General features: G+C 73.5%; 24 protein-coding genes and 1 riboswitch. Of the genes, 8 read left to right on the top strand and 16 right to left on the bottom strand.

All coding sequences use genetic code 11. The features are described 5' to 3' along the window. Positions 1-28 precede the first annotated feature (28 nt). Positions 29-550: a hypothetical protein gene (locus ACH4TG_RS06675; RefSeq protein WP_398241047.1), complete on the bottom strand. Its 522-nt coding sequence runs from the start codon at positions 548-550 to the stop codon at positions 29-31. Positions 551-626: 76 nt separating this feature from the next. Between ACH4TG_RS06675 and ACH4TG_RS06670 the strand changes: the two genes are divergently transcribed. After that, the gene (locus ACH4TG_RS06670; RefSeq protein WP_398241046.1) at positions 627-1,811 is read left to right on the top strand and encodes a serine hydrolase domain-containing protein; all 1,185 of its coding nucleotides are present in this window, start codon (positions 627-629) and stop codon (positions 1,809-1,811) included. Positions 1,812-2,777: 966 nt separating this feature from the next. Here the strand turns inward: ACH4TG_RS06670 and ACH4TG_RS06665 are convergent. Continuing rightward, a complete protein-coding gene (locus tag ACH4TG_RS06665; RefSeq protein ID WP_398241045.1) occupies positions 2,778-6,239 on the bottom strand; it encodes a hypothetical protein in 3,462 nt (1,153 codons plus the stop codon). Between the two features lie 164 nt (positions 6,240-6,403). Next, positions 6,404-6,563: riboswitch (cobalamin riboswitch) on the top strand. A 35-nt stretch (positions 6,564-6,598) separates the two neighbouring features. On the opposite strand from ACH4TG_RS06665, the gene ACH4TG_RS06660 reads away from it, so the two are divergent. The 3 genes from ACH4TG_RS06660 to ACH4TG_RS06650 are packed head-to-tail and all read left to right on the top strand — an operon-like array spanning position 6,599 to position 8,616. Then, a complete protein-coding gene (locus ACH4TG_RS06660) occupies positions 6,599-6,838 on the top strand; it encodes a CbtB-domain containing protein (RefSeq protein WP_398241044.1) in 240 nt (79 codons plus the stop codon). Between the two features lie 24 nt (positions 6,839-6,862). Further along, positions 6,863-7,744 (top strand): CbtA family protein, encoded by an 882-nt coding sequence (locus ACH4TG_RS06655; RefSeq protein ID WP_398241043.1) that lies wholly within the window; start codon positions 6,863-6,865, stop codon positions 7,742-7,744. After that, complete coding sequence (locus tag ACH4TG_RS06650; RefSeq protein WP_398241042.1) at positions 7,741-8,616, top strand: hypothetical protein; 876 nt, start codon at positions 7,741-7,743, stop codon at positions 8,614-8,616. The genes ACH4TG_RS06655 and ACH4TG_RS06650 overlap by 4 nt, the downstream gene beginning before the upstream one ends. 68 nt (positions 8,617-8,684) lie before the next feature. Here ACH4TG_RS06650 and ACH4TG_RS06645 read toward each other — a convergent pair whose 3' ends face one another. The 7 genes from ACH4TG_RS06645 to ACH4TG_RS06615 all read right to left on the bottom strand — a co-directional run bounded on the left by ACH4TG_RS06645 (position 8,685) and on the right by ACH4TG_RS06615 (position 15,124). Further along, entirely contained in the window at positions 8,685-9,854 is a 1,170-nt protein-coding gene (locus ACH4TG_RS06645) for a damage-control phosphatase ARMT1 family protein (protein ID WP_398241041.1), read from the bottom strand. A 163-nt stretch (positions 9,855-10,017) separates the two neighbouring features. After that, positions 10,018-10,671, bottom strand: coding sequence for a DUF4232 domain-containing protein (locus ACH4TG_RS06640; RefSeq protein WP_398241040.1), 654 nt, complete (start codon positions 10,669-10,671; stop codon positions 10,018-10,020). A 234-nt stretch (positions 10,672-10,905) separates the two neighbouring features. After that, the gene (locus ACH4TG_RS06635; RefSeq protein WP_398241039.1) at positions 10,906-12,267 is read right to left on the bottom strand and encodes an MFS transporter; all 1,362 of its coding nucleotides are present in this window, start codon (positions 12,265-12,267) and stop codon (positions 10,906-10,908) included. 1 nt (position 12,268) lies between these two features. After that, positions 12,269-12,847, bottom strand: a complete 579-nt coding sequence (locus tag ACH4TG_RS06630; RefSeq protein WP_398241038.1) for a helix-turn-helix domain-containing protein — start codon at positions 12,845-12,847, stop codon at positions 12,269-12,271. Between the two features lie 175 nt (positions 12,848-13,022). After that, positions 13,023-13,385 carry a DUF952 domain-containing protein gene (locus ACH4TG_RS06625; protein ID WP_398241037.1) on the bottom strand — a complete coding sequence of 121 codons (363 nt, stop codon included), beginning with the start codon at positions 13,383-13,385 and terminating at the stop codon, positions 13,023-13,025. 159 nt (positions 13,386-13,544) lie between these two features. Beyond that, a complete protein-coding gene (locus ACH4TG_RS06620) occupies positions 13,545-14,177 on the bottom strand; it encodes a GNAT family N-acetyltransferase (RefSeq protein ID WP_398241036.1) in 633 nt (210 codons plus the stop codon). 53 nt (positions 14,178-14,230) lie between these two features. Then, on the bottom strand, positions 14,231-15,124 hold the full coding sequence (locus ACH4TG_RS06615) for an NAD(P)-dependent oxidoreductase (RefSeq protein WP_398241201.1): 894 nt from the start codon (positions 15,122-15,124) through the stop codon (positions 14,231-14,233). A gap of 220 nt (positions 15,125-15,344) precedes the next feature. On the opposite strand from ACH4TG_RS06615, the gene ACH4TG_RS06610 reads away from it, so the two are divergent. The 4 genes from ACH4TG_RS06610 to ACH4TG_RS06595 all read left to right on the top strand — a co-directional run bounded on the left by ACH4TG_RS06610 (position 15,345) and on the right by ACH4TG_RS06595 (position 19,436). Continuing rightward, on the top strand, positions 15,345-15,857 hold the full coding sequence (locus tag ACH4TG_RS06610; protein WP_398241035.1) for a GNAT family N-acetyltransferase: 513 nt from the start codon (positions 15,345-15,347) through the stop codon (positions 15,855-15,857). Between the two features lie 272 nt (positions 15,858-16,129). Continuing rightward, positions 16,130-16,693: a TetR/AcrR family transcriptional regulator gene (locus ACH4TG_RS06605; protein WP_398241200.1), complete on the top strand. Its 564-nt coding sequence runs from the start codon at positions 16,130-16,132 to the stop codon at positions 16,691-16,693. Positions 16,694-16,911: 218 nt separating this feature from the next. Then, positions 16,912-17,370, top strand: coding sequence for a universal stress protein (locus ACH4TG_RS06600; RefSeq protein ID WP_398241199.1), 459 nt, complete (start codon positions 16,912-16,914; stop codon positions 17,368-17,370). Between the two features lie 224 nt (positions 17,371-17,594). Then, the gene (locus tag ACH4TG_RS06595) at positions 17,595-19,436 is read left to right on the top strand and encodes a prolyl oligopeptidase family serine peptidase (protein WP_398241034.1); all 1,842 of its coding nucleotides are present in this window, start codon (positions 17,595-17,597) and stop codon (positions 19,434-19,436) included. 139 nt (positions 19,437-19,575) lie between these two features. Here ACH4TG_RS06595 and ACH4TG_RS06590 read toward each other — a convergent pair whose 3' ends face one another. From ACH4TG_RS06590 to ACH4TG_RS06560, 7 genes are all read right to left on the bottom strand, one after another. After that, positions 19,576-20,415 carry an SURF1 family protein gene (locus tag ACH4TG_RS06590; protein ID WP_398241033.1) on the bottom strand — a complete coding sequence of 280 codons (840 nt, stop codon included), beginning with the start codon at positions 20,413-20,415 and terminating at the stop codon, positions 19,576-19,578. A 100-nt stretch (positions 20,416-20,515) separates the two neighbouring features. Beyond that, positions 20,516-21,637, bottom strand: a complete 1,122-nt coding sequence (locus ACH4TG_RS06585) for a hypothetical protein (RefSeq protein ID WP_398241032.1) — start codon at positions 21,635-21,637, stop codon at positions 20,516-20,518. After that, the gene (locus ACH4TG_RS06580; protein WP_398241031.1) at positions 21,634-22,350 is read right to left on the bottom strand and encodes a SigE family RNA polymerase sigma factor; all 717 of its coding nucleotides are present in this window, start codon (positions 22,348-22,350) and stop codon (positions 21,634-21,636) included. The genes ACH4TG_RS06585 and ACH4TG_RS06580 overlap by 4 nt, the downstream gene beginning before the upstream one ends. 278 nt (positions 22,351-22,628) lie before the next feature. Further along, positions 22,629-23,903 (bottom strand): aspartate kinase, encoded by a 1,275-nt coding sequence (locus ACH4TG_RS06575; protein ID WP_398241030.1) that lies wholly within the window; start codon positions 23,901-23,903, stop codon positions 22,629-22,631. Between the two features lie 185 nt (positions 23,904-24,088). Then, a complete protein-coding gene (locus ACH4TG_RS06570) occupies positions 24,089-24,838 on the bottom strand; it encodes a DUF5063 domain-containing protein (RefSeq protein ID WP_398241029.1) in 750 nt (249 codons plus the stop codon). After that, entirely contained in the window at positions 24,831-25,430 is a 600-nt protein-coding gene (gene recR, locus ACH4TG_RS06565; protein ID WP_398241028.1) for a recombination mediator RecR, read from the bottom strand. Before recR ends, ACH4TG_RS06570 begins: the two co-directional genes overlap by 8 nt. Positions 25,431-25,461: 31 nt before the next feature. Continuing rightward, the gene (locus ACH4TG_RS06560) at positions 25,462-25,794 is read right to left on the bottom strand and encodes a YbaB/EbfC family nucleoid-associated protein (protein WP_398241027.1); all 333 of its coding nucleotides are present in this window, start codon (positions 25,792-25,794) and stop codon (positions 25,462-25,464) included. Positions 25,795-25,909 lie beyond the last annotated feature (115 nt).

Genomic DNA, 25,909 nt, shown 5'->3' with positions numbered 1-25,909 from the left:
GCCCAACTCCAGCCCGTACGTGCGGCGTTCAGCGGCCCGGGTCCACGTTCCACTCGGGCGGCAGCACCTCGTCGCAGAAGACGCAGACGAAGTCCTGCTCGCGCACGACGTTGAGCTGCGCGCACGAAAGGCAGCGCCGGAACACCACGGCGTGCGTGAAGCCGGACGGCCGGGCGATCCCGGCCAGGTCCAGCGCCTCGGCGACGGCCCGCCAGGACGTGACGTCGGGGCAGTACCCGGTCGACTGGTTGCTGACCTCGTCGACGACCCACCGCCCCGACTCCCGCCGGAAGCCGATCTCGCCGGCGCTCAGGACGGCGGCCCCGCCGGCACACACCACGTGCTCGCTGCGGCGCGGCGCGAGCCGCAGCGCACCCGCCGTGTCGACGACGAAGGTGAACGGTTCCCGTGCCTCCTCGGCCGGCCGGGCCGCGAGCCACTGGTCGAGGTCGGTCTGCGAGCGCACGCGCCACCCCTCGCCGCCAGGCCGGACGAGGCTCCTCACGTCCGCCGGCCCGACATGGCGATAGGCCCGCCCGAGCACGTCCACGCCGCCAACCTAGCCCCCTTCTCCAGGGTGCGGACCCGCCCTGGAGGCACGGCGCGGAACTGCCAGGATGGACGGCATGACGACGATCGAGGGTGAAGTCGCGGCCGGTTTCGGCGCCGTACGGGAGGCGTTCGCGAGGAACTTCAGCGATCACGGGGATCTCGGCGCGGCGTTGTGCGTCTACCAGGACGGCCGCCCGGTGGTGGACCTGTGGGGCGGGACCGCCGACGAGGACACCGGCTCGCCCTGGACACGGGACACCCTGCAACTCGTCTACTCGGCGACGAAGGGCGCGACCGCGACGGCGGCCCATCTGCTGGCGCAGCGCGGCGAGTTGGACCTGGACGCCCCGGTGGCCGACTACTGGCCGGAGTTCGCGGCGCACGGCAAGGCCGGGATACCGGTGCGGTGGCTGCTGTCCCACCGGGCAGGTCTGGTCGCGCTCGACCAACCCGTGCCGCTGGAGCAGGCGTTGACCTGGCATCCGATGGTGGCCGCGCTGGCCGCGCAGCGCCCCGCGTGGACGCCGGGCACGGCGTACGGCTACCACGGACGGACCTGGGGCTGGCTGGTCGGCGAGGTGATCCGCCGGGTGTCCGGGCGCACTCCGGGCCGCTACTTCGCCGACGAGATCGCCGCGCCGCTCGGCCTGGACTTCTTCATCGGGCTGCCGGAACGGGAACGCGCCCGGGTCAGCCGCATGCGCGACCAGCAGCCTCCCACCGACCAGTCCGACGTCCCGCTGGAGTCGATCCCGGAGGAGTTCCGCGCGGCGGCCGCCGCCTGGAGCGACCCGAACTCCCTCAGCAACCGGGCCTTCGCCGTCACCGACCCGGCTGCCATCGACTTCAACGTACCCGAGGTGCAGGCCGCCGAACTCCCGGCCTCCAACGGCATCGGAACCGCCCGCGCCCTGGCCCGCATGTACGCCGCGCTGATCGGCGAGGTGGACGGCGTGCGCCTCCTCACCCCGCAGACCGTGGCGTCCGCGGCGGCGGAGCAGTCCTCCGGCCTCGACCTGGTCATGATGGCCCCCAGCCGCTTCGCCTCGGGCTACATGCTGCCCACCGAGGGCACTCCTATGACCGGCCCCACCGCGTTCGGCCACCCCGGCCGCGGGGGCTCCCTCGCTTTCGCCGACCCCGGCCACGGCATCGCTTTCGCCTACGTCATGAACACCATCGTCGGCGGAGCCGCGGACCATCGCGCCGCCGCTCTCGTCCAGGCCCTCTCGAATTCCCTTCTCCCAGCCCCCATTTGACCGGGCCACACCGGTCCCCTCCCCGGCTGCACCGGGAACACCCCCCGGGTGCGGTCCTGCGGCTTCCGGGGTCCCTCACGCTGTGCTTAGCCGTCTGCTGGTCTTGTCGTGGCGGGTCGGTCCCCCCTCCCTTGCGGCAATCCGGGCTGCCCCCGGGGGCGCGTTGCCGAGTCCGGACTAGTTGGGGCTGATCGCGCAGTTCCCCGCGCCCCTTGCGGCAACCGGGCTGCCCCCAAGGGTGCTTTGCCGTCGAGCGGTCCACTTCGGCTGGGCGCGGAGTTCCCCGCACTCCTGGAGCATCGCCCCTCCGGGGCGGGAATCCGGGCTGCCCCGGGGGCGCGTTGCCGGGTGCGGACTAGTTGGGGCTGATCGCGCAGTTCCCCGCGCCCCTTGCGGCAACCGGGCTGCCCCCAAGGGTGCTTTGCCGTCGAGCGGTCCACTTCGGCTGGGCGCGGAGTTCCCCGCACTCCTGGAGCATCGCCCCTCCGGGGCGGGAATCCGGGCTGCCCCGGGGGCGCGTTGCCGGGTGCCGCGCCATTGGGGCTGTTCCGCCAGTTCCCCGCGCCCCCATGGGTGACCCCCGTCCCCATTCCTCCCGCAGTCGGGGGCCGGGCTGGGAGGGGACGGTGCGGGAGTGTCCCCGCAGGAACTGTGCATGCGCCCGGGTGAGCCAATGGAGAGGGCCGCACGCACAGTTCCGAGGAGACACTCCCGTGGCGGCCCCGACCCCACCCACCGAAGGTGCACCGCCAGGGGCGCGAGGAACTGCGCGACAAGCCCAAACGATGCCGTTTCGACGGCAAAGCACCCCGCGGGGCAGCCCGGACCCCGAAGGGGCGCGGGGTCCCCCAGCGCTTCGCCTGGGAGGTGCCCCCAGCGCGACAAGCCACGACGGCGCGGCAGGCGGCAGAGCACACCCGGGGGCAGCCCGGAAGCCGGGACCCGGGCCACGTCAGAGGGAAGCGGCTACTCGCGGGCCGTCTCCACCGCGAGAGCCGCGTCGGCTACGTCAGGGACACCGTGGCCGCGGAGAACCCGGAGGCGGGTGCGCCATTCCTGCGGCCAGCCCGTGCGAACACCCAGCACCTGGGTGATGGACACCGCGAACATCCCTCCGGCGTAACTCCCGCTCAACGTAAGGCGTTCGACGGCGGCCAGCAGGACAAGCGGATCGCCGGGCTGCCCGACGCTGCCGAGGCGGCTGCGCAGAGTCCCCGCCGTACGGGCGGCCAGGGCGCGGCGTTCCACGTGCAGAGCCGCCAAGTGGTCCAGCGCGTCCAGGAGATCCGCGGCCGCCGCGTCCAGATCGAGGGCCACGGCCGCCAGATGCGCTCCCTGCGCCACGAAGTCCGGCGTGCCGCAGAGAAGTTCCGCGGCACGCTGAGCCGCCACCCTCCGCGCCGCGGTCCTCCGCATGGTCACGAGGGTCGATAGCCGCGCGACCAGGTGGCCGATCCGCCGCCGGGCGGGCCGATCCCGCTCCGGCCCCGCGTCCACGTCGTGCGCGGAAGCCTCCGCCTCCGCGACGACGAGCCGCGCCAGCGCCTCCAGCAGCGGGCCGTCGCCGTCGACCGCGGCGGTCAGCTCCACCAGGCCGTCCGCGGCGGCCCGCCACGACGACCTGTTGTCCAGATCGACGGTGCTCGCCAGCAGCAGCGGCGCCGCCTCGGGGTACCACGGCGCCCAGTTCGCGAGCGCTCCCGTCGCAGCGTCCGCGGTCTCCTGGTCGGCGCGGCGCGACACCTGGCCCACCAGCCGTGCGTAGCGGGGCCGTTCGGCGACCCTGAGGTCGTACGGCCGGACCCGCAGGACGGCAGTCCGGGTGACCAGAGGGCCGTCGGCGGCGCGTTCCAGCACACGCCAGGCCGCCGGGGCCCGCAGCAGCTGCATGGCGACCGGAACGCAGGCCGCCTGCACGTCGGGATGCTGGCCGGGAAGCGCGAACGCCTCGTCCAGGATCACCGCGGCGGTGCCGACCGGCAGCCGGGACGCGGCCAGCCGCACGAGTTCCTTGCGGCTGGTGACCTTGGCGGCCGGAGCGGCCGTGCCGTCGGCGGCCGGCAGCAGGGCCGTGCGCAGCACCGTCTCCAGTTGGGACGGGACGACGAACTTGGTCACCCGGCCGGCCGCGTACAGCGCGACGCGCGCCCGGTCGTCCGCCGCGTGCGCCAGCAGGAGCGGCAGCACGTCACCGGGACGGTCCGTCCAGGCCAAGGCCCCCAGGGCGGCTTCGGCGAGCACCGTGTCCGTCGACTCGAGGTACCGGCGGACGATGTCGAAGCCGAGTTCAGGGATGGCCGCCGCGTCCCGGAGGTGCCAGGCCCGCGTGTACTTGGGCAGCGAGGCGTCCCCCGCCGCGCGGGCCAACAGCCTTGCGGCGGCGGCCTGCTGGCGCGGCAGCCAGTTGCGGATACCGTCGAGGGGCGGCAGCCACCGCGCTCCCGGGACGAGGAACCGCCCGTACGGCGGCCTGGCGGCGAGGACGGGGTCCAGCAGGTCGGTGCGGCGGTGCGCCAGGACCCGCAGCACGGGTGGGAGCACGGCGGCTGACGGTTCCAGCTCCAGCACGCGCTCGGCCCGTTCGTCCCTTGTCGCCGGGTCGTCGAGCCAGAGGTCGACGGCTTGCCGCACCGTCGCGTCGTTCCCGAACTGGACGGCTTGCCAAAGGAGTTCTTGGAGTTCGGGCATGTGGCGGGCGCGGCGCCCGAGGGCCCGCGCGAGCGCGAAGGTGAGGGAGTGGTCGACCTTGTCGGCACCCGCCTCCAGCCAGGGCCGGAGCGCCTCGAAGACCTGGAACTCCTGTCCCCGGCGCAGCGTGGTGTCCAGCCGGCCGAGGTGGGCGCCTCCGGTGTGCCCGGACAGGCGCGTCAGGGTGGTCAACGCCCATCCCACGAGGGGGCGTTCGCCGCTCACGGCGTGCTCGCGCAGCACGGCGAGGGCCAGCGACGAGAGGGCGTGGCGGGTGCGCGGGGAGCTGTCACGTGCCTCCACGGCGTCGATCGCGATGCGGTCGAGCAGGCTGGTGTCCACACCGGTGAACAGCCGTGGCGGAACCTCGGCGAGGGCCAGCAGCGCGGGTGACCTGACGGGCTCCTGCTCGTTGCGGAGCCGCTGCAGGTCGTCGAGCAGCACGGCGACCGGCGCGGCCTCACCGGACCTGGCCGCGTTCCTGACCAGCATCGGGTATGCCTGTGCGCGGTCATCGGCGGCGGGACGGCGCGTGGCGGCGACGAGGCGCTCGCGTGCCTCGGCGACCGGCAGGTGGGCGACGGCGGCCAGCACGGTGTCCCAGGGCTCGCCGCGTTCCGCGGCCTGCGCGGCCATCCGCCGCGCCTCGGCCTGTGCGCGAGCGCGCGGCAGCGCCTCCAGGACGCTCGCGCTGAGAGCGGTGTGGCCGAGGTCCTGGCCGGCGGTCGCGGCGTCGTAGAAGGACTCGCGGCGGGACGGCGGCAGGGCGCGCAACAGCGCCGCCAGGGCGTCGGGTTGGCGGCTCCATGCCTTCCCGAGCGCGAGGAGCTCCGGCGGCCCGAGCCTGGCGACACGGCCCAACGCGGTACGGGACAGCAGGCCGTGGGAAGGGTGCGCGAGGCGTTCGGGAGCCGTGATCAGTGCGATCGTCCGTCCCGGAGCCGCCCTGAGCAGCGGGCCGAGACATGACCTGACCGACACCGGAAAGCGCTGCGGGCAGTGTCGTTCGAGCAGTTCCAGGACGCGCAACGGGCGTGCCTCGACGGCGGCTTCGAACAGGTCGCCGTTGCGCTGCCACCACGCCGGGCCGGACAGCTCCGGCAGCTCGGCGAGCTGGCGTGCGGCCTCGTCCAGCACCAGGTCGGCGTGGCGGCGGGCGAGGGCGCGCCACCGCACCACCGCGAGGAACAGGTCGGGCAGCAGCCGTTCCACAACGTCGGCCCCGCATCCCGGCAGCAGCCGCGCGGCCTCCTCGTCCCCCCACTGCTCGCGCACGGACACCAGCAACCGCTCGGCCAGCTTGGGGCGTTCGCCGTCGACGACCGCGAGAGCGATGCGGCGGCGCACGGCCTCCGGGGCATCGTCCATCGCCCGCTCCAGCGCGGCGTCGCTGAGCGGCAGGTGGAACGCGGCCTTGAGCGCGTAGCCGCGGACGGTGGCGTCGGGGTCCGCGAGGCGCGCCTCGAGGAAGCCCGCGTCCTGCCCGATGGACGCGGCGACGGCCGCGAGGCGGCGGCCGTACAGGCCGCGCGTCTCCAACTCGTCCAGCACGGGCCGCAGTCCACTCCCGCCGAGGCGGCCGACGCCGCTGCCCTCACCGTCGCCGCCGACGACGCCGTCCTGCGCCCGCTCCCGCGTCCAGACGGCGAGGGCGCGCATGCGGTCGGGGTACGCGAGCGGGTCGAGGGCGGCGAAGAGGGCGTCGACGGCTGCGCGAGGTTCGTGAGGCTCGGTGGACATGCGCGCCATTGTGGCGCCGCCTGCTCCCGCTCTCGTACGGGTTTTCGCCCGCGAGGCCATCCGGCGGCCGCGTCGACGGCCTCGACGAGCCCGTAGCGGCCTGCGGGCCGACCCGGCTGCTCCCACGGACCGGGCCCTGAGGCCGCGTTCACGTGCGGAGGTGGCCGGAGGTCACATTGACGGGGTCTTCCGACCGCCCTTACTGTGCCAATAACTGCGAGGGAGCGAGTAAGCCGGTGCAATTCCGGCACGGTCGCGCCACTGTGTGCCCCCCGGTCACGGCCGGGGGCGAGTCAGACACTCCCCCCTTGCGCCCGCTCCATCGAACTGGGACGCACGATCCCCAAGGAGGGCTCCACATGAGCAGTCTGTCCGCGCCTGCCGCCACCCCCACCCACGACGCCGGCTCCGCCGCGATCCCCGTCGTCGTCCCCAACGTCCGCGCCGCGCTGCTGCTGGTGAGCACCGCGGTGCTCGCGCTCGCCGTCTACTACTTCATCGGTGTCGACCAGGGCGCGGTGTCGGTGTTCGGAAACGACATGCACGTCCACGAGTTCGTGCACGACGCCCGGCACTTCCTCGGTTTCCCCTGCCACTGAGCGGCGGGGACACCAGGACTGACCATGGTCAAGCGCATCCTGGGGCGCGGCCTGCTGGCCGGCGCCCTCGCAGGGCTGCTCGCGTTCGCGTTCGCGCGGATCTTCGCCGAGCCCCAGATCAACAAGGCCATCGCCTACGAGAGCGGCCGTGACGCCGCGCAGGAGGCGCTGGACAAGGCCGCCGGGATCCCACCGGAGATGGCCGACCCCGACCTGTTCTCCCGTACCGTCCAGGCGGACGTCGGCCTCGGCGTCGGCATGATTTTCTTCGGCATGGCCATGGGCGCGCTGTTCGCGGTCGCGTACCTGCTGTGCCTGGGCCGCACCGGGCGCCTGCAGGCCCGGACCCTGTCCGTGCTGGTGGCCGGCGGCGGCCTCCTCGGCTTCTACCTCGTGCCGTTCGTGAAGTACCCGGCGAACCCGCCGGCCATCGGGCACGCGGAGACGATCCAGCAACGCGGCAGCCTGTACCTGGTGATGGTGCTGTGCTCGGTGCTGTTCCTCGCCGGCGCCGTCTGGCTGGGGCAGCGTCTCCAGCCGCGGTTCGGCAACTGGAACGCCACGTTGCTCGGCGCGGCCGCGTACGTCGTCGTGATCGGCGTCGTGATGACGCTGCTGCCGTCGATCGGGCACCTGTCGGACAACGTCCACCTCTACGGCCACCACGCCACCGAGACGCCGCTGCCGCTGACCGACAAGCAGGGGCACCTCGTCTATCCGGGCTTCCCGGCCGACGTGCTGTTCGACTTCCGGCTCTACTCGGTCGCCGCGCAGCTCATCTTGTGGGGGACGATCGGGCTGGTCTTCGCGCCGATGGCGCAGCGCCTACTCCAACCGGCCACCGTACGGCGGCAGAAGCCGGCCTCAGCCGCGTCCGCAGGAGCCGCGGACCCGGTGACGACGTGACCCATGCCGCCGACGGCGGCGCGGACCGGGGCGGCGGCCGCGACGGTGACGCCGCGCTCGACGCCCTCGGACCGTTCTTCACCATCGGCCGCCACGACCCGGCGCATCCGCCCGCCGGTGACTGGCGGTCGGTGACCGACCTCGTCACCGATCCTTCCGTCCTGGACGAACGGGTCGCGTCGGTCCGGGAGTTCCTCGCCGCCGGCGGCGGTCTGGACGTCGCGCGGATCGAGGTGCGGGTGGCCGCGTCGGTGGCCCACCTGGGGATGGCGGCACGGCTCGTCTCCCCGCTGCTGGCAACGGCCGTGCTGCACCGCCGGGTTCCGGCTCTGTCGCTCGACGACCTACGGTGGAAGGCGCAACTCGGGGGCGCCTTCCCGCTGTCACTGCCCCGGGCCGGAGGCGGAACCGGCGAGACCGCGGGCGTCGCGGGCGGAGACGGGGCCGCCGTGGAAGCGGCTTGCGGTGAGGATCCGGGCCGGGAACTCGACGACAACGGCCCCCTCCCCGCATGTCTGACCGCCGTCCTCGTCGACGGCATCGCGGTACCGCTGGCCGGTGCGTTCGGACGGTTCGGGGTGTCGGAGCACATCCTGCGCGGCAACACGTCGTCGGCGCTGGCAGGCGCCGCGCGCATGCTCGCCGGCAGGGGCGCAGGGACCGACGCCCGCGCCCTGCTCGGGGTGCTCCTGCGGCACCCGTATCTGGCCGGCTCCGGCGGGTTCGGGCCGCGGGGCGCCTTCCGTCGCAGCAGTTGCTGCCTGATCTACCGGGCCGCCCCCGACCGCAACGGCTCCCTGTGCGGCGACTGCGCACTCGACCACCGGCCAACTGCGGCCAGGGGCAAACGGGTTCACCGCGGGACGGACTGAGGGCCGCGACGTGGCCCGACAAGCATGTGACGCGGCCCGACAAGCATGCGGAGCCGCGAACCGCCTCCTCACGGCCGGAACTGCACCACCGCGTACGTCCCGCTGGTCCGCCATTCCTCGCCGCTCCCCTCGAGTTCGGCGAGCGTCGCCGGGTCCAGCCCGGCGGCCACGTCCGACTTCAGGGTGCGCAGCGCCAGCAGCGGGCTCGGGAAGTACGAGGTGAGGTCGGCGAACGGCGTGGTGGCCGGCCACAGGCGATCACCCACCAGGCGGCGGTAGTTGAGGTCGCCCTTGGAGATCGTCACGGTGGCCTGGGCGAGGTCGGCCCGCAGGTCCTCCGGCATGTCCGCGTAGGGCAGCGGTGCGCACGAGAAGGGATGGGCGCGGACCATCAGCCGGCCGCCGGTGAGGGCGTCCCGCAGACGGCCGCCGATCGTGCCGGCCGCGCCCGGGGCCTGCGCGATGCGGCGCACGCACTCCACGACGTCCGCGGTCGTCGCGTCGGACACGTAGTAGGGGTACGGCTTGACGTGGAGGACGACGGCGGCCGCACGGCCGGTGTGCAGCAGGCGGTCGACGAGCAGCAGGTCGGGGATCAGTTCGCGGCCGGCGTTGTCGGCGAGCACGTACACCGCGCCGGGCGGGGACGAGGCCAGCTTCCGCCACAGCAACGCGCCGTCGTCCGCGATGAGATGCTCGCCCTTGCCGTCGAGGTCTCCGGAGGAGATCTGGAAGCCCAGGTCGGCCTTGTTGCCCCACAGGGCACCGTTGAGCATCGCCTGGTCCTGCTGTTCCGCGGGCAGTTCGGCCACCCGGTCGAGAGCGGCGAGCTCCTCCGTGACGGCGAGGCTGTCCAACTCCGCCCGCTTGAACGGTGCGAAGGGATCGATGCCCTGCCACGGCCCGGGGCCGAAGTACCCGACGGCGTCCAGCAGCCGGCGGTAGAAGTAGCTCTCCGCCCACAGGAACGGCACGTCGAACCACGACCGCCCGACGTACCCGTGGCTCCAGCTCTCCCACCGGCCCGCGTCGTGCGCCCCCGCGCCCAGCGGTGCGATCACCCCGCCGCCCGTGGCCTCGCGCAGCAGCCCGTCCAACGCCCTTTGCTGCGGCGGCGGGTAGGCGGTCGCCTCCCGCACGCGCCGCACCAGCGCGGGGTGGCGTTCGGCCAGCACGCCCCACGCGAACGACCCGGCCTCCGCGCTCGTGATCACCGCCGCGCCGTCCGTTCCGTCCATCGTCGCCGCCTCCTTCGCCCGCTTCTCCGCCGCCGATCGCCGTTCCTCTTCGCTGGCCACCGTAGGCTCCGGACCGCGCGAACAGCGGAAACGCCGCCGCCGTGGTGTCGCTGGGGCCCGTTCCGGGCGCCGCCCCCGCTTCCGCGGCCGGGCGCGGCCGGTACTACTTGCCCGCGCCGACCGGGTCGACGGTGATGGCCGGGCCCGTGCTGTCGCTCACCGGGACGTTGACCGCCAGGGGCATGGTGTGGGAGTGGGTCTCGTTGGGCGGGGTGACGATCAGGCTGGTGAAGGTGACGCCGGTGCCGCCGGAGTTGTTCACCGGGTAGTGCAGGGTGAACCGGGTCTCCTCACCGGGCTGCAGCGTCACGTGCGGCGCGGCGACCGTGGAGCGGTTCGCGCTGATCGTGCCGTCCTTGCCCTTGAGGTCCGCGCCGGGGAAGCCGTGCATCGTGCAGGCGTGCGCGCCGGTGTTCTTGAGGTTGATCAGCCAGTCGCCCTCGCCCATGCCGTGGGAGCTGGTGAACGACAGGTGCGCGGTCTGGCAGGTGGTGCCGCGGGCCGCCTGCCCGTTCCCGCTGCCCGTGTCGGTGGTGGCGGTGCCGCGGTCCGCCGCGTTCCGGCCGGTGCCGGTGCTGGGCGTGCCGCCGGCCGGCTGCTGGGCGTCGGTGCCGGACGAGGTGCCGCCCGCGGACGGGCTGGCGGACGAGGACGGGGAGGCCGCGCCGTCGTTGCTCGAGTTGCCGTCACAAGCCGTGAGCGCCAGGCCGGCGGCCGCCGTGGCCAGAACGAGCATCGAGAGCTTGCGGACGCGCATGGCAGGTCTCCTCGTGAACCGTCCCGCTCCCGTTGAGCAGGGTGTCTGTTCCATGAGACAGGGCGGCGGCCACGCCCGTTCCACGACGGGCCGGGTCACGACACGTCTGTGACACGGGAGACGAACGCCTGTGACGCGGTCACGGCCGTCGCACAGCGTGATGCCAAGGCCCGGGCTCGGCCCGGGCCTTGGCATCACCGGTCGGTCAGACGTCCCCCTGACGCTCCGGGCGGTTCAGGCCGCGCCGCCCAGCCGGGCGCCGCGCAGCGCGCCCACCAGCAGGCACGGCACCGCCGCCAGCACCTCGATCCCCGCGCTGGCCAGGAGGGCGGGCACCGTGCCGATGGCCGCGGCCAGCACTCCGGTCCCCGCCACGGCCAGCGGCACCACGCCCAGGCTGAGCAGCGTCTGCACGCTGCTGATCCGGCCGCGCAGCTCGTCGGGCGTGCGGGCCTGCCCCAGCGCACCGCAGCTGACCCCGACGACCGCACCGGAGACGCCGACCAGCGCGGCGGCGGCGGTCGCCAGCGGCAGCGTGGGCAGCAGCGCCATCGCGGCCAGCGCGCCGGCCTGCGCCAGGACCGCGACCGCGACGACGGCGCCGATCCGGCGGGTCACCCGCCACCGCAGCAGCACCACCGACCCAGCCGCTGCACCGATGCCGAACGCGGCCAGCAGCATGCCGATCCCGGCCGCACCCCAGCCCCGCTGGTCGGACAGCAGCGCCAGGCCGACGTTCATCGGGCCCACGAAGCCGAGGTTGGTCAGCAGGCCCACCAGCAGCAGCGCGCTGACGACGCGGTTGCGGACGAGCGCGGACAGGCCGTCCCGCAGCGACGTGAGGTACGGCGTCCGGGCCGCCGTGCCCTCGGCCCCGGCGTCAACGGCCAGCGGGCGGGGGCGGATCTTGTACACGGCCACCATGGAGGCCGCGAAGCTCAGCGAGTTGAGCGCGCAGGCCCAGCCGAGCCCGCCGGTGGCGACCAGCAGGCCGCCGAGCGGGGCACCCGCCACCAGGGCGCCGCGCAGGGTCAGTTCACGGAGTGCGGCGGCCTGCGGAAGCTGCTCGGTCTCCAGCAGCCGGGGCCGCACCGAGCCGGCCGCGGGAAGGAAGAGGGCGTCGATCGCGCCCAGCAGCAGCGAGACCCCCACCAGCATGCCGATGCCCGGGTGCAGCACCGCGAGCGCGGCCGCGCCCAGCATCAGCACCGCGCGGGCGGCGTCGCTGCCGATCATCAGCCGGCGGGCGTCGAAACGGTCGGCCAGCGGGCCGGCGAACAGCAGGAGCAGCATCCGCGGTATCGCCGAGGCGGTCATGATCGCGCCGGCCGACGCGGGCCCGCCGCTGCGGACGGCGGCCCAGCTCAGCGCCACGTACCAGATCTGGTCGCCCACGGTGGACGCGCCCTCGCCGAACATCAGCCGGACGAACGAGTGCTCCCGGTAGGCGGGCTTGACGCGCGGGGTGTCAACTGCCGCGGAGGACTGGGGGGATGACAGGGCGGCGCCGGACGCGGCGGGCGCGGGTGCGGGGACGGCTGCGGACTTCGTCGCGGGGACGGGCTTGGCCGCGGGAGTGGACGTCACGGTGGTCATCTCACGACTCCGGTCGCTCGGGGAACGCGTGGAAGAACAGGAAGACGTGCTCGCGGCCGTCGTCGGGCCTGGCGTCCTGCCGGGCCTCGTCGCGGTACCGGCGGAGGACGGTGTGGAGTTCGTCGCACAGGTCCGTCAACTCCTGTGCGCTGAGGCGGAGATACGACTCGCTGCTGGTCATGGCCTGCTGCCAGGACTCGTCCCAGCTCTCGGCGCCACGCTGCCAGACGCCCAGCCGCTCGAACTGCTGGACGGCCATCTGGGCCCCTATGGCGCCGGCGACGGCCTGCATCTCGGGGGCTTCGAAGTCCCGCTCCGAGAAGCTGAACGCCCCGGGCGCCGCCCGCCACACCCGCTCGCGCCGGTTCTTGGCCAGCTCCGGCGCCTCCTCCAGGAAGCCGTGGCGGGCCAGCTCGCGCAGGTGGTAGGCGATCTGCCCGGCGTCCAGACCCAGCCGCTTGGCCAGCACGGCACCGGTCGTCGGCCCGAACTGCGCCACCTGCCGGAACAGTTGCCGCCGCAATGGGTGGGCCAGGCCCTTGAGGGCCTCGGGGTCGGTGATGCGCCGCATCTCGCTCATGGGGATGAGACTAGACCCAGAAGGTTTCTTCTGGAAGCCTTTTTCCAGAAGAAGTCTTCTGAATCTTTGGCGGCCGCCAGGCAGGGCATGGACGGGGTGGTGGGGAGATGAGGGCGCAGCGCGGGCGGGCCTCAGGCGTCGCCGGAGGTCGCGTCGTGCCGGGTGCGGGCGGACCTCAGGCGCCGCCGGCCGTGTCGGCGCCCTCCGGGTGCGGCCCGGGCCACGCCTCGACGGCGACCACCGCGGACACCGGCAGAGGGCCGTAGATGTGCGGGAACTCCTCCCCGCCGGGGACGGGCGGCTCGTAGCGCACCGGGGACGTGACGAGGTCCTCGTCGATCACCAGGACGACCAGGTCGTCCCGTTCCGGCGGCGAGCCGTACACCAGCGCGGCGACCGCCGGGAGTTGGCCGCGCAGGGAGCAGTGGATGAAGCCGACGTCCTGCAGGGTGCAGCCGCGCGTCGAGATCTCGTAGCTGCCGGACGCCACGGCGTCGTCCCACAGGTGGCGCTCGGTGAGGTGGAGGATTTCAGCCATGGCGCGAGCGTACGGCGTGCGGGCGGGCGCCAAAGTGAGCGCCGCCCGCCGGCGCCTGGGCTGAACGAGGGATGTGCGCGGCCGATGGAGCGAGGGGCCGCGGGCCGGGGTGGGCCGGTGGGCCGCAGCCGGGCCGGCCGCACGGGCCCGGCGCCGGGTTCAGGCGCGGGCGTCCTGCCGGGGCTCGCGCCACATCGGCCACATCTGGGGCCCGTCGGGCAGGTCCAGCGCGCTTCCGGTGAAGGCGAAGCCGAGCCGCTCGTACAGGGCGCGGCTGCGCATGCTGCTCGCCTCCAGATACGCGTGCAGGCCCTCGCGGTCGCACCTGTCGAGTACCGCGCCGATCAGCGCGGCGCCCATGCCCTGGCTGCGGACCTCCTCCGAGACGGCGATCAGCATCAGGTACTCGTGGGGGCGGTCCTTGGGGTGGATCCCGCCTGTCAACCGGGCGATCTGCTCGACGCGTTCGTTGCCCGGGTCGACCAGCGCGCGGAACTCGGCTGCCTCGTCGACCTCTTCGGCCGCGGCGTCGGCCGCGCCGTCGTCCGCACCGTCCTGCGCCGGGATGCTCAGCCAGAGCGCGGCCGCGGTGCCGTCCTCCGTCATGTCGACGTAGCCCTCGGCCAACGCGACGTCCAGGAAAGCGCCCATGAGGCGCCCGTGGGTGCGCCTGCGGTCCGCCGGGTCCGGGAAGACCCAGCTGCTCACGGGATCCTGCTGGAACGCCTCGTCGAGCAGCTTCGCCACCGCGTCACGGTCCTCGGCCCCCGCCCTCCGGATCGCCACACCCATCCCGACAGCCCGCCCTTCGGATCAACTGATCGAATTCCCCTGGCGGTTGCAGCCTAGACCGTCCCTCCCGCACGCTCCGTGCGGGCCTCGATCGCCTCCAGCACCGCCACCATGTCGTCCTTGCCAAAGCCGAGTTCGACGGCCTCGGCGAAGAGCGCGTGGCACGCGTCGAGCAACGGAGACGCCAACTCGGCTTCTCTTGCCGCCTGCGCGATGAGCTGGTTGTTCTTGAGGACGTCCAACACTGCTGCCTGTACGGCGAAGTCACGGTCCATCAATTTTGGTGCCTTCATGCGTGACACCCCGCTCGCCATCGGGCCTGCGTCGAGGACGGCGAGGAACGTCGCGCGGTCCAGACCGTGTTGCTCGGCGAAGTGGTACGCCTCGGTGAGACCGGTGACCGTGGTGATCAGGAAGAGGTTCACCGCGAGCTTCATCAGCAGCGCGCCGGGCGCGGACGGACCGCAGACGAAGCTCTCGTGGCACATGGGTGCGATCAACGCCCTTACGTCCGCGACCGCTTCGGGCGGCCCGGCGAGCATCGCCACGAGCCGCCCGGCCTCCGCGGGCTCCCGCGATCCGGAGACGGGCGCCTCGACGTACGTTCCACCCGCGGCACGCACGTCGGCTTCGAGTCCCCGCGAGTAGGCGGGGGACGTCGTGCCCATGTGGACGATCGTCCGGCCCTCGGCCAGGTCCGCGAAGCCGGGCGTGCCGCGGCCGAGGACCGCGTCGATGGCCGGGCCGTCGGCAAGCATCAGGACCACGGTGCGGGCCCGCGCGAAGACCTCCGCGGGATCGGCGGCGACTTCGGCGCCGGCCTCCCGCAGAGCCTCGGCGGCGGCCGGGCTGCGGTTCCACACCACGAGGGGCACCCCGTGGCGGACCAGGTTGAGGGCCATCGGCCGGCCCATCACGCCCAGCCCCAGGAATCCGACGTCCTCCACCGCGCCCACCCTCCGTACGACCGTTCCGCCGACTTCGCGGCGTCCCGGCTTGCCCTCTATGACGAGCGTCATAATACTGGTCACTATGACGACTGTCATAGAGGGCGCGATCAGGGGCCTGCGACACGATGCGCCGGGGACGAGGACGGGAACGGGGCCACGGGCGGGAAGGAATCCACAGCCGCGTCCGGCTCCGGGCTCGGCACCCGCGCCCTGGCGCGTGGCCCCGGCACAGGCCGCGGACCGCCCCGCGCTCGACGCGCTCTTCGCCGCCTGCTCCGAGGAGAGCATCCGCCTGCGCTTCTTCGGCCGGCTGCGGGCCTTCCCGCCCGAGTACCTGGACGCCGCGCTCGCCGGGGCGCCGTCGGTGCACGACGCGGTCGTGGCCTACTCAGGAGACCGCGCGCAGCTCGCGGGGCTGGCCAGCCTGGTGGCGGCGACGCCGGGCGAGGCGAGGGCCGCGGTGGAAGGGGGACGCGCCTGGGGGGAGACGGCCGGGCCCGCCGAGATGGCCGTGCTGGTCGGCGACCCGTGGCAGCGGCAGGGCGCCGGGGCCGCGATGATCACCGCACTGCTGGCGCGGGCCCGCGACCGCGGTGTCGTGCGGGTGCGGGCCACCGTCCTGCCCGGCCGGAGGGAGCTGCTGGCCGCGCTCTCCCGTCGCCTGGAGCCCGAGGCCGGATGCTCGTCCTACACCCGGGAAGGGCTCAGCACCGTCTATAAGCTGCAGTAAGGCGGACCAGGGCCGCGTACACCGCAAGACGAGGGAGGTCGGTCGTCATGGCATCGCCAGACGCGCCGTCCGACGTGGCATCCGAGGCGTCGTCCGAGGTGACGCCGGGTGGTTCGCCCGTGGCGGCCTCGGGTGCGTCGTCGGGTCCGAGCGCGAGGGGCGCGGCCGGCGCGCCCGCCGGCACCGAGGCGCCCGGCAACTCGGGTACGTCCAGCGCGGCCGGCGGCGCCCGCGGTTCCGGCCAGGCCCGGACGTACGGTCCCCGCGAGCGCATGGTGTTCAGCGCCGCCCAGCTCATCCGGCGCGACGGCGTCGCGTCCACCGGCATGCGCGAGGTCGCCGCGCACGCCCAGGCACCGCGCGGCTCCCTCCAGCACTACTTCCCCGGCGGGAAGGAGCAGCTGGTCAACGAGGCCGTCGCCTGGGCCGGGCAGTACGCGGGCCGGCGCGTGGCCCGTTTCGTCGCAGGCATGGAGGAGCCCACGCCGAGCGGGCTGTTCGCGGCGATGGTGGGGCAGTGGACGGACGAGTACGAGTCGGCCGGCTTCGGCGCCGGCTGCCCGGTGGCCGCGGCGACCGTGGACTGCGCCGACTCCACCGACTCGACCAGGGCGGCGACGGCCGCCGCGTTCGCCACCTGGAGCGCGCCTCTCGCCGAGGCGCTGACCGGCATGGGCGTCCCGGCCGCGCAGTCCCCGTCGCTGGCGACTGTCATGATCAGCACGCTGGAGGGCGCGCTCCTCATCGCCCGCGCCGAGCATGACGTGCGGGCGCTGCGGACCGTGGCGCGCGAGCTGGGGCCGATGCTCGACGCGTGCGCGGCCCCCCGCCCTTGAAGGCGTGGCGTTCTGCGGCTTTTGCGTATTCCGCCTAGGGTTTGGGCTACCAGGGTTCGGGCTTCGTGACGCCTGCCGGGCGGACCGGGTCCCCGCCCCCGCGACGCGCAAGGAGAGTTGCCATGGCCGATGCGATGGCCGAGCCCGAAGGCGAGCCCGCGGAGGGCCCGCTCCAGGACGCCGGTGAGGCGGCGACCGCGCCGACCAGCGAGTCGGCGATGCGCCCTGGCCGGATCGTCGTCGGCGTCGACGGTTCGGAGCCGTCGCTCGAAGCACTGCGCTGGGCCGGCCGTCAGGCGTCGCTGACCGGCGCGTCGCTGGAGGCGGTCATGGCCTGGGAGATGCCGGGCGCGTGGGGCTGGGGCGGACTGCCGGGCCTGCCGGAGGACTTCGATCTGGAGGAACCGGCCGCGCAGGCCCTGTCCGAGGCGGTCTCCAAGGCGCTCCCGCCCGAGCAGGCCAGGGGCGTGAGCCAGGTCGTCGTCATGGGCAATCCGGCCGAGGCGGTCCTCGACCGCGGCCAGGGCGCCGAGCTGATCGTGATGGGAGTCCGGGGCCTGGGCACCTTCAAGGCCACGCTGCTGGGGTCCGTCAGCCACACGGTGACGCTGCACGCGTCCTGCCCGGTCGTGGTGGTGCGCGGCGCGGCCGCGCAGGCGGCGGTCAGCGGGCAGTAGCGGCTTTCGGGAAGGGCGCGACGGGGCGGCCCCGGACGGTCCGGCCGGGGGGCCCGGGTGCCCGCGCGGTGGGCGCAGGTGCCCGGAGCCATGGGCCCAGGTAGCCGGCGCCATGGGCGCAGGTGCCCCGCGAAGATCACGGTTCACCTGCGGTTCTGTGGAGTTGTCCACAGGCTGCGCCGAGAGCCTCACCGAATGTGCGGGCGGCGGAGCATCATGGGTGCATGAACGAGATCACCGGGTCCGCAGGTGGATCCATGCCGGAAGCCGGCGCCATGCCGGCATGGGAGAAGCGGTTTCGCGCGCCGCGCGTCGGACTGCCCGAGTGGGCGGAGGACGCCCCCCACCGCAGCCTCTTCGTCTCGAACGTGACGGGCACGTACGAGCTGTACGCGTGGGATCGCGCCGAGGGCGGGCGCCGCCAGGTCACCGACCGGCCGAACGGCACGACGGAAGGCACCCTGAGCCGTGACGGCGCGTGGGTGTGGTGGTTCTCGGACACCGACGGCGACGAGTTCGGCGTCTGGATGAAGCAGCCGTTCGGCGGCGGCGAGGACGTTCCCGCCGCGCCCGCACTCGCCCCCTCCTACCCGGCCGGGCTCGCGCTCGGGGTGGACGGGCTGGCCGTGGTCGGCCGGTCCACGGACGACGAGGGCACCTCGGTGCACGTGGTGCCGCCCGCCGGCGCGGAGCCGTACGAGATCTACCGGCACGAGGAGTCCGGCGGCGTCGGGGACATCTCCGAGGACGGCACGCTGGTGGTGATCGAGCACACCGAGCACGGCGACGCGATGCACAGCGCCCTGCGCGTGGTCCGCGTCGCGGACGGCTCGACCGTCGCCGAGCTTGACGACACCGAGGGCGGCACCCGCGAACTCGGCCTGGACAGCCTCGGGTTCGCGCCCGTTCCCGGCGACCGGCGGCTGCTCGTCGGCCATCAGCGCGCCGACCGCTGGCTGCCGATGATCTGGGACACCGCCACCGGCGAGGAGACCCCCCTGGACATCGACCTGCCCGGCGACGTCCACGCCGAGTGGTACCCGGACGGCTCGGCGCTGCTCGTGGTCCACGACTTCCAGGCCCGCAGCCAGATGTTCCGCTACGACCTCGCGGACGGCTCGCTGACCGCCCTGGACACCCCGCAGGGTTCGGTGAGCGGGGCCACGGCCCGGCCCGACGGCAGCGTGGAGTTCCTGTGGTCGTCGGCCGAGCAGCCGCCGGCGGTGCGGTCCACGGCCGGCGGGATCGTGCTGGAGGCCCCGGGCCTGCGCGCCCCGGACTCCGTGCCGGTCGAGGACGTGTGGGTGGACGGGCCCGGCGGGCGGATCCACGCACTGGTGCAGCGCCCCGCCGACGGGGATGGCCTTTCCGGGCCGCTGCCCACGGTGTTCGAGATCCACGGCGGCCCGACCTGGCACGACTCGGACGCCTTCGCCGCGGGCCCGGCCGCCTGGCTGGACCACGGTTTCGCGGTGGTCCGCGTCAACTACCGCGGCTCGACCGGCTACGGCCGCGAGTGGACCGACGCCCTCAAGCACCGGGTCGGCCTGATCGAGCTGGAGGACATCGCGGCGGTGCGCGAGTGGGCGGTCTCCTCGGGCCTGGCCGACCCGTCCCGGCTGGTGCTCACCGGCGGCTCGTGGGGCGGCTATCTGACCCTGCTGGGCCTGGGCACGCAGCCGGAGGCGTGGACGGTGGGCATCGCCGCGGTCCCGGTCGCGGACTACGCCACCGCGTACGACGACGAGATGGAGGCCCTGAAAGCGCTCGACCGGACCCTGTTCGGCGGCTCCCCCGAGGAGGTCCCGGAGCGCTACGAGGCGTCCTCGCCGCTCAGCTACGTGGAGAAGGTCGCGGCGCCCGTCTACATCAGCGCCGGCATGAACGACCCCCGCTGCCCGATACGCCAGATCGACAACTACGTCGAGCGGCTGCGCACCCTGGACAAGCCGCACGAGGTCTACCGGTACGACGCGGGCCACGGCTCGCTGGTGGTCGAGGAGCGGATCAAGCAGGTCCGGCTGGAGCTGGCCTTCGCCCTGCGCCACACCGGCGGCGGGGCTTAGGGCCTGTCCGGCGGTTCGGCCCGCCCGGCGCGGCCGCGGAAGGTCGCGCGTACGGCGCCACGCATCCGGTGTGGCGCCGTACGGAGGGCCGGAACTTGCGGCGCGGAGCCGGGCTGGTCCGGCGCGGACCGGGGCGGCCTCAGGCCGGGGTCGCCGCGCTGGGCTCCTGCTCCTCGTCGGGTGCCTTCTGCGGGACCAGGCCGAGGGCGGCGTCGGCCCGCGCCTCGCCCTCGCGCCGGGCGAACCGGAACCACATGAAGACCACGAAGCCGGCGAACACGAACCACTGGCCGGTGTAGCCGAGGTTCTGGAACGCCTTGAGGTCCAGGCCGCTGTTCGGCGGTGCCGCCGGGGGCACCGCCTTCAGCGGGGCCGCGGGGTGGGTGGCGGTGATCCAGCTGCTGTACACGGGGTAGGGCAGGACGTTCACCAGGGACGCGGCGCTGATCATGCCGAGCTGGCCGGACGGCAGCGCGCCGCGTGCCGTGGCGCCGCTTGGGTCGGTGGTCTCGGGGTACTGCAGGGCCCCGATCACGGTCACCTGCCCGGTCGGCGCGGCGGGCACGGATCCGGCGCGCGCGGCGGCGGACGCCTCGCCCGGCAGCCAGCCCCGGACCACCGGCAGCGCGGCGCCGCCGCCGACCCGCAGCGGGGTGAGCACGTAGAAGCCGTCGTGGCCGTCGAGGGTGCGGCCGGGGACCAGCAGCTGGTGGCCGCTGTCGTAGCTGCCGGTGGCGCTGATCTGCCGGCCGGAGTCGCCGTCGGGGACCTGGGTCCCGGTGGTGGGCAGCACCCGTGCCAGCGGCACCGGCGCCTCGGCGGCCGTCCTCACCTGGTCGTGCTTGGCGGACCTGTGCTGGTCGACGCGCCACTGGAACCGGCTCAGCTGCCAGCTGCCCATGAACACGCAGAAGGCCACGGCGAGCAGCGTGACGACGCTGACCACCAACCAGCGGGGGGTGAGCAGGAACCGGTACACGCCACAACGGTACGGGGGCCGGCTGCGGGCGTGGCAACCGGCCCCGGGGACGCCGGTCGCACCCCTCCCCGAGGAGTGCGTCGGCGACGCCGCCGGGGCCCTACGGGGCGGGCGTGCTGGTCGCGGTGGAGAGCGGGGCCGTGGTGTAGACGGTGCCGGCGCAGGCGCCCTGGATGGTCGGGCCGTCGACCACGGGTGCGCCCGCCGCCGGCGTGTGGTTCAGGGCGATGCCGGCCGGGGCCAGTGTGGCCGAGGTGTCGCCGCCGCTGGACGCCGCGTCGTTCACGGCGGAGCCGGAGCCGGGGCCCGGGTCGCCGCTGCCGGCGTCGGTGCCGGAACTGGTGCTGCCCGTCGCGGTGGGCGTCGCCGTCGGCGTGGTGGGCGGCGTGGTGGGCGTCGGACAGCCACCGGTGCCGGGGGCGTCGGGCACCCAGGCGAAGGCCACCTCGTAGTCCTGGCCGGGGCCGAGTACGAGGGGCCCGGCGGAGTCGGGCGCGGGCAGCCGGGTGGCCGCGTCGCCCGAGGTGTGGTCGAGGACCTGGATCCGAGACGGGTCGGCGCCGCCCTGCGCCACGACCTGGACCACGCCGCCGCTGGGCACGGTGCACGCGGCGTCGGAGACGTTCGACACGCGGAACCAGCCGTAGACACGGCCGTTGGAGTCGGGGGCGTCGACGCCGCTGGCACCCTGGCCCAGCTGCGCGCTGGAGCAGTCCGGCGCGGGCACGCCGGTCCCGGTCACGGTGGTCGGGACGGTGGTGGGCGTGTCGCCGACAGTCGGGCGCTGCGCGGACGGCCCGCCGCCGGGGCCGGACGGGACGTGGCCCGACGGGTCGCCGGGGTCGCCGCCGGGCAGGGTGTGGCCGGTCGCGTCCGGGGAGTCGGTGTGCGAGTCGGAGACGCTCGCCGCGGTGGCGCTGGAGCCGTCCGTGGTGCCCGCGGCGCGGATCAGCGCGGGCACCGCCGCGCCCACCAGCAGCAGGGCGGCGGCCGCGCCGACCAGCGCCTGCCGGCGGCGCTGACGGCGTGCCGGAATGGCCCGCCGCAGGTGGTCCAGGGCTTCCGGGGACACCTGAAGGCCCTGGACGGCGCTGTGCATCAGGGCGCGCAGTGCCGCCTCGTCGGCGGTCTCGCCGTCGAGCGGTTCCCCGGAGGGCGGGAGGTGCGGAGAGTTCTGCTGGTCCATGTCGTGTGCGTCGTCGGGTGCGTGCGGGTTGGTCATGCCGTCGCCTCCATCGCGACGCGCAGCGCGGCGAGGCCGCGTGAACCGTACGCCTTCACCGAGCCGAGGGAAATTCCCAGGGTCTCGGCGACCTGCGCCTCGGTCATGTCGGCGAAGTAGCGCAGCACCAGGACCTCGCGCTGCCGGCGCTGCAGGGTGCGCATGGCGGCCTTGAGCTGGTCGCGTTCCAGCAGCTCGTAGGCGCCTTCCTCGGCGCTGGCCATGTCGGGCATCGGCTTGGAGAGCAGCTTCAGCCCGAGGATGCGGCGGCGCAGCGCGGAGCGGGAGAGATTGACCACGGTCTGGCGCAGGTAGGCCAGGGTCTTCTCCGGGTCCCGGACGCGGCTGCGGGCCGAGTGCACCCGGATGAAGGCCTCCTGGACCACGTCCTCGCACGAGGCGGTGTCGTCGAGCAGGAGCGCGGCCAGGCCGAGCAGCGAGCGGTAGTGCGCGCGGTAGGTCTCGGTGAGGTGGTCGACCGTGGTGCCGACTGCCATCGCGGTGTCAGCGTCCTGACTGTCGGAGGTGCTGGACGATCCGGCGCCTGGCGCCCGTACCGGCCACGGCGCGATCACCGGGAGACCGCCGGTGCCCCGACGTGGCGTGCGCACGGCGTCGTCGGCGCTCGCCGTGCGTGCCCGCGGGATCCGCGGGGGTGCGATGGTGCCGCCCCGCGGTCCGAATGTCGTCTCGATACCCAGTGCCTCCGCCACGACTGTTGGACACGCATCTCCCTGCCAGGGTTGTACGCGCACGTGACGTGATCCGACGAAGCGTCAGATATCTCCATGCGTACCAACTCTTCCTTGCGCCCCTCAGACACCGACGCCCCCCCACAGCACGTACGGCGTGCCACACCCGGTGGGGTGCGCTGACACAAAGACGCTCCCCCGCGGCCGGCCGGTTGCAGCCACGGGGGAGAAGATTGTCCAACGTATGAGCAGCCTGGTACAAGTGGTCCAGACCAGCAGTTATGTGAACTCCGGGTGGTTCAGCGGCCGGTGCCGCCGTAGACGACCGCCTCGTCGCTGTCGCTGTCCAGGCCGAACGCCGAGTGCACCGCCTGCACGGCGGGCTTGACGTCGTCGACCCGGGTGACGACCGAGATCCGGATCTCGGAGGTCGAGATCAGCTCGATGTTGACGCCGGCGTTGGACAGCGCCTCGAAGAAGGTCGCGGTGACCCCGGGGTTGGTCTTCATCCCGGCGCCGACGAGCGAGATCTTGCCGATCTGGTCGTCGTACCGCAGCGAGTCGAAGGCGATCACCGACTGCGCCCTGGTCAGCGCCTCCATCGCCTTGTGGCCCTCGGTCTTGGGCAGCGTGAAGGAGATGTCGGTGAGGCCGGTGGCCGCCGCCGAGACGTTCTGCACGACCATGTCGATGTTGATCTCGGCGTCCGCGATGGCACGGAAGATCGTCGCCGCCTCGCCCGGCTTGTCCGGCACCCCGACGACCGTGATCTTGGCCTCGGAGGTGTCGTGCGAGACACCGGAGATGATCGCCTGCTCCATCGGCCTGTCTCCTTGTGGTGGTTCGTTGCTGACCCAGGTGCCGGGAAGCCCGGAGAACGAGGACCGCACGTGGATCGGGATGTTGTAGCGGCGGGCGTACTCCACGCACCGGTGCAGCAGCACCTTCGAACCGGAGCTGGCCAGCTCCAGCATGTCCTCGAAGGCGATCCAGTCCATCTTGCGGGCCTTCTTCACCACCCGCGGGTCCGCGGTGAACACCCCGTCGACGTCGGTGTAGATCTCGCAGACCTCGGCGTCCAGGGCCGCGGCCAGCGCCACCGCCGTGGTGTCCGAGCCGCCGCGCCCGAGCGTGGTGATGTCCTTCTTGTCCTGGGACACGCCCTGGAACCCGGCGACGATCGCGATGTTGCCCTCGTCGAGCGCGGTGCGGATACGGCCGGGCGTGACGTCGATGATCCGCGCCTTGTTGTGCACCGAGTCGGTGATCACACCGGCCTGGCTGCCCGTGAACGACTGCGCCTCGTGGCCGAGGCTTTTGATCGCCATCGCCAGCAGCGCCATGGAGATCCGCTCTCCTGCGGTCAGCAGCATGTCGAACTCGCGGCCCGCCGGAATCGGCGACACCTGCTCCGCGAGATCGATGAGCTCGTCCGTCGTGTCGCCCATCGCGGACACCACGACGACGACCTGGTGGCCGGCCTTCTTGGTGTCGACGATCCTTCGGGCGACCCGCTTGATGCCTTCGGCATCGGCGACGGAGGAGCCGCCGTACTTCTGCACGACAAGGCCCACGTGCGCTCCTCGCTCAGGGGGGTATGCGGTCAGCCCAGTCTAACGAGCAGGGGCGATACGCCCCGGATGTGTCACATGGTGAGACAAAGCGTTCACCACGTGATCATCCGGGGTTCACCGGCCCGCTGCGCCGTCCCTGGGTCCTCCCGGACGAAGCCCCCCGCGGCGGATGCCCGGGCACCGGCCTAGCGGCGACCCCGCCGCAGCCCCATGGTGCCCAGCTCGGCCTCCATGACCCGGCCGGCCTCCTTCGCCAGCTGCTCCTCGTCGTCGCCGTCGCTGTCGGTGTCCAGCCCGTCCAGCTCGTCCAGCGGGCTGTCCAGCCGCACGTGCGCCACCAGCGACTGCAGCGCCCGCAGCGACGCGCTCGCCGTCGGACCCCAGTTGGACAGGTACGAGAACTGCCACCACCACAGCGCCTCGGACACCCGCCCGGCTCTGAAGTGCGCGAGCCCGTGCGTGAGGTCGGCCACCACATCGGCCATGTCGTCGGAGATCCGGCAGGCGACCGGCGTCGAACGCGGCACGTACGGGTCGAAGACCTCGGAGTACACGTCGATCGGCTCCAGCAGCGACGCGAGCTGCTGGCGCAGGTTGTCCTCGTCCGGCTCGGGGCCGACGTCCGGCTCGTAGCGCTCGTCCGGCACGAAGTCCTCGTGCGCGCCGAGCCGCCCGCCGGCCAGCAGCAGCTGCGAGACCTCCAGCAGCAGGTACGGCACCGCGCTGTCCGGGTCGTCGCCCTTGGCCACCTCGCGGACCGACAGGATGAAGCTCTCGATCTGGTCGCCGATCTGCACCGCGAACTCGTCCGGCTCCTGCGGCACGTCCACGGACACCGTCCCCGCCTGCACACCGGCCTGCCCGGCCCCGGCGGTACCGGCGGCACCCTGGGATCCGCGCGCGCCCTGCTTCCTGTTCACCACGGTCTCAGACATCCAGCAACCGCCTCCCTTCGAAGGCCCGCCCCAGCGTGACCTCGTCCGCGTACTCCAAGTCGCCGCCCACCGGCAGCCCGCTGGCCAGCCGGGTCACGCGCAGACCCATCGGTTTCACCATCCGGGCCAGATACGTGGCGGTGGCCTCCCCTTCCAGATTGGGGTCCGTCGCCAGGATCAGCTCGGTGACCGTGCCGTCCGCGAGCCGCGCGAGCAGCTCCCTTATCCGCAGGTCGTCCGGGCCGACGCCCTCGATCGGGCTGATCGCGCCGCCCAGCACGTGGTAGCGGCCGCGGAACTCGCGGGTGCGCTCGATCGCCACCACGTCCTTGGGCTCCTCGACCACGCAGATCACCTCCGGATCCCGCCGCGGATCGCGGCAGACCCGGCACTGCTCGTCCTGCGCGACGTTGCCGCACACCGCGCAGAACCGCACCTTCGCCTTGACCTCGGCCAGCGCGTTCGTCAGACGCCGCACGTCCGCCGGATCGGCCTGCAGGATGTGGAAGGCGATCCGCTGCGCGCTCTTGGGACCCACGCCGGGCAGCCTGCCCAGCTCGTCGATCAGGTCCTGAACCACGCCTTCGTACACGCCGACGCGCCTTCCTCGTGGGGATGTGGGGTCAGAACGGCAGACCGGGCATGCCGCCCAGGCCCTGGGTGAGCGGGCCGAGCTTGGCCTGCTGGAGCTGCTGCGCGGCCTCGTTCGCGTTGTGGACCGCGGCCACGACGAGGTCGGCCAGCGTCTCGGTGTCCTCCGGGTCGACCGCCTTCGGGTCGATCACCAGGGCCCGCAGCTCGCCGGCGCCGGTCACCGTCGCCTTCACCAGCCCGCCGCCCGCCGAGCCGTCCACCTCCGTCTCGGCCAGCTCCTGCTGGGCCGCGGCGAGGTCCTGCTGCATCTTCTGCGCCTGCTGGAGCAGCGCCTGCATGTTCGGCTGACCACCGGGGATCACGGAATCGCTCCTGCCTGTGCCGTGCTGTTTCTTCGTGACAGAGCGAGCCTACGTGCTCGTACGGCCCAGCGCTCTACGCCGTACGGAGGATCGGCGCGCCGCGGCATACACCGGG

It is taken from the genome of Streptomyces sp. NPDC020917, from assembly GCF_044333795.1.
In the GTDB taxonomy this organism is placed as follows: domain Bacteria; phylum Actinomycetota; class Actinomycetes; order Streptomycetales; family Streptomycetaceae; genus Actinacidiphila.
This window is presented reverse-complemented; position numbering and strand designations above follow the sequence as displayed.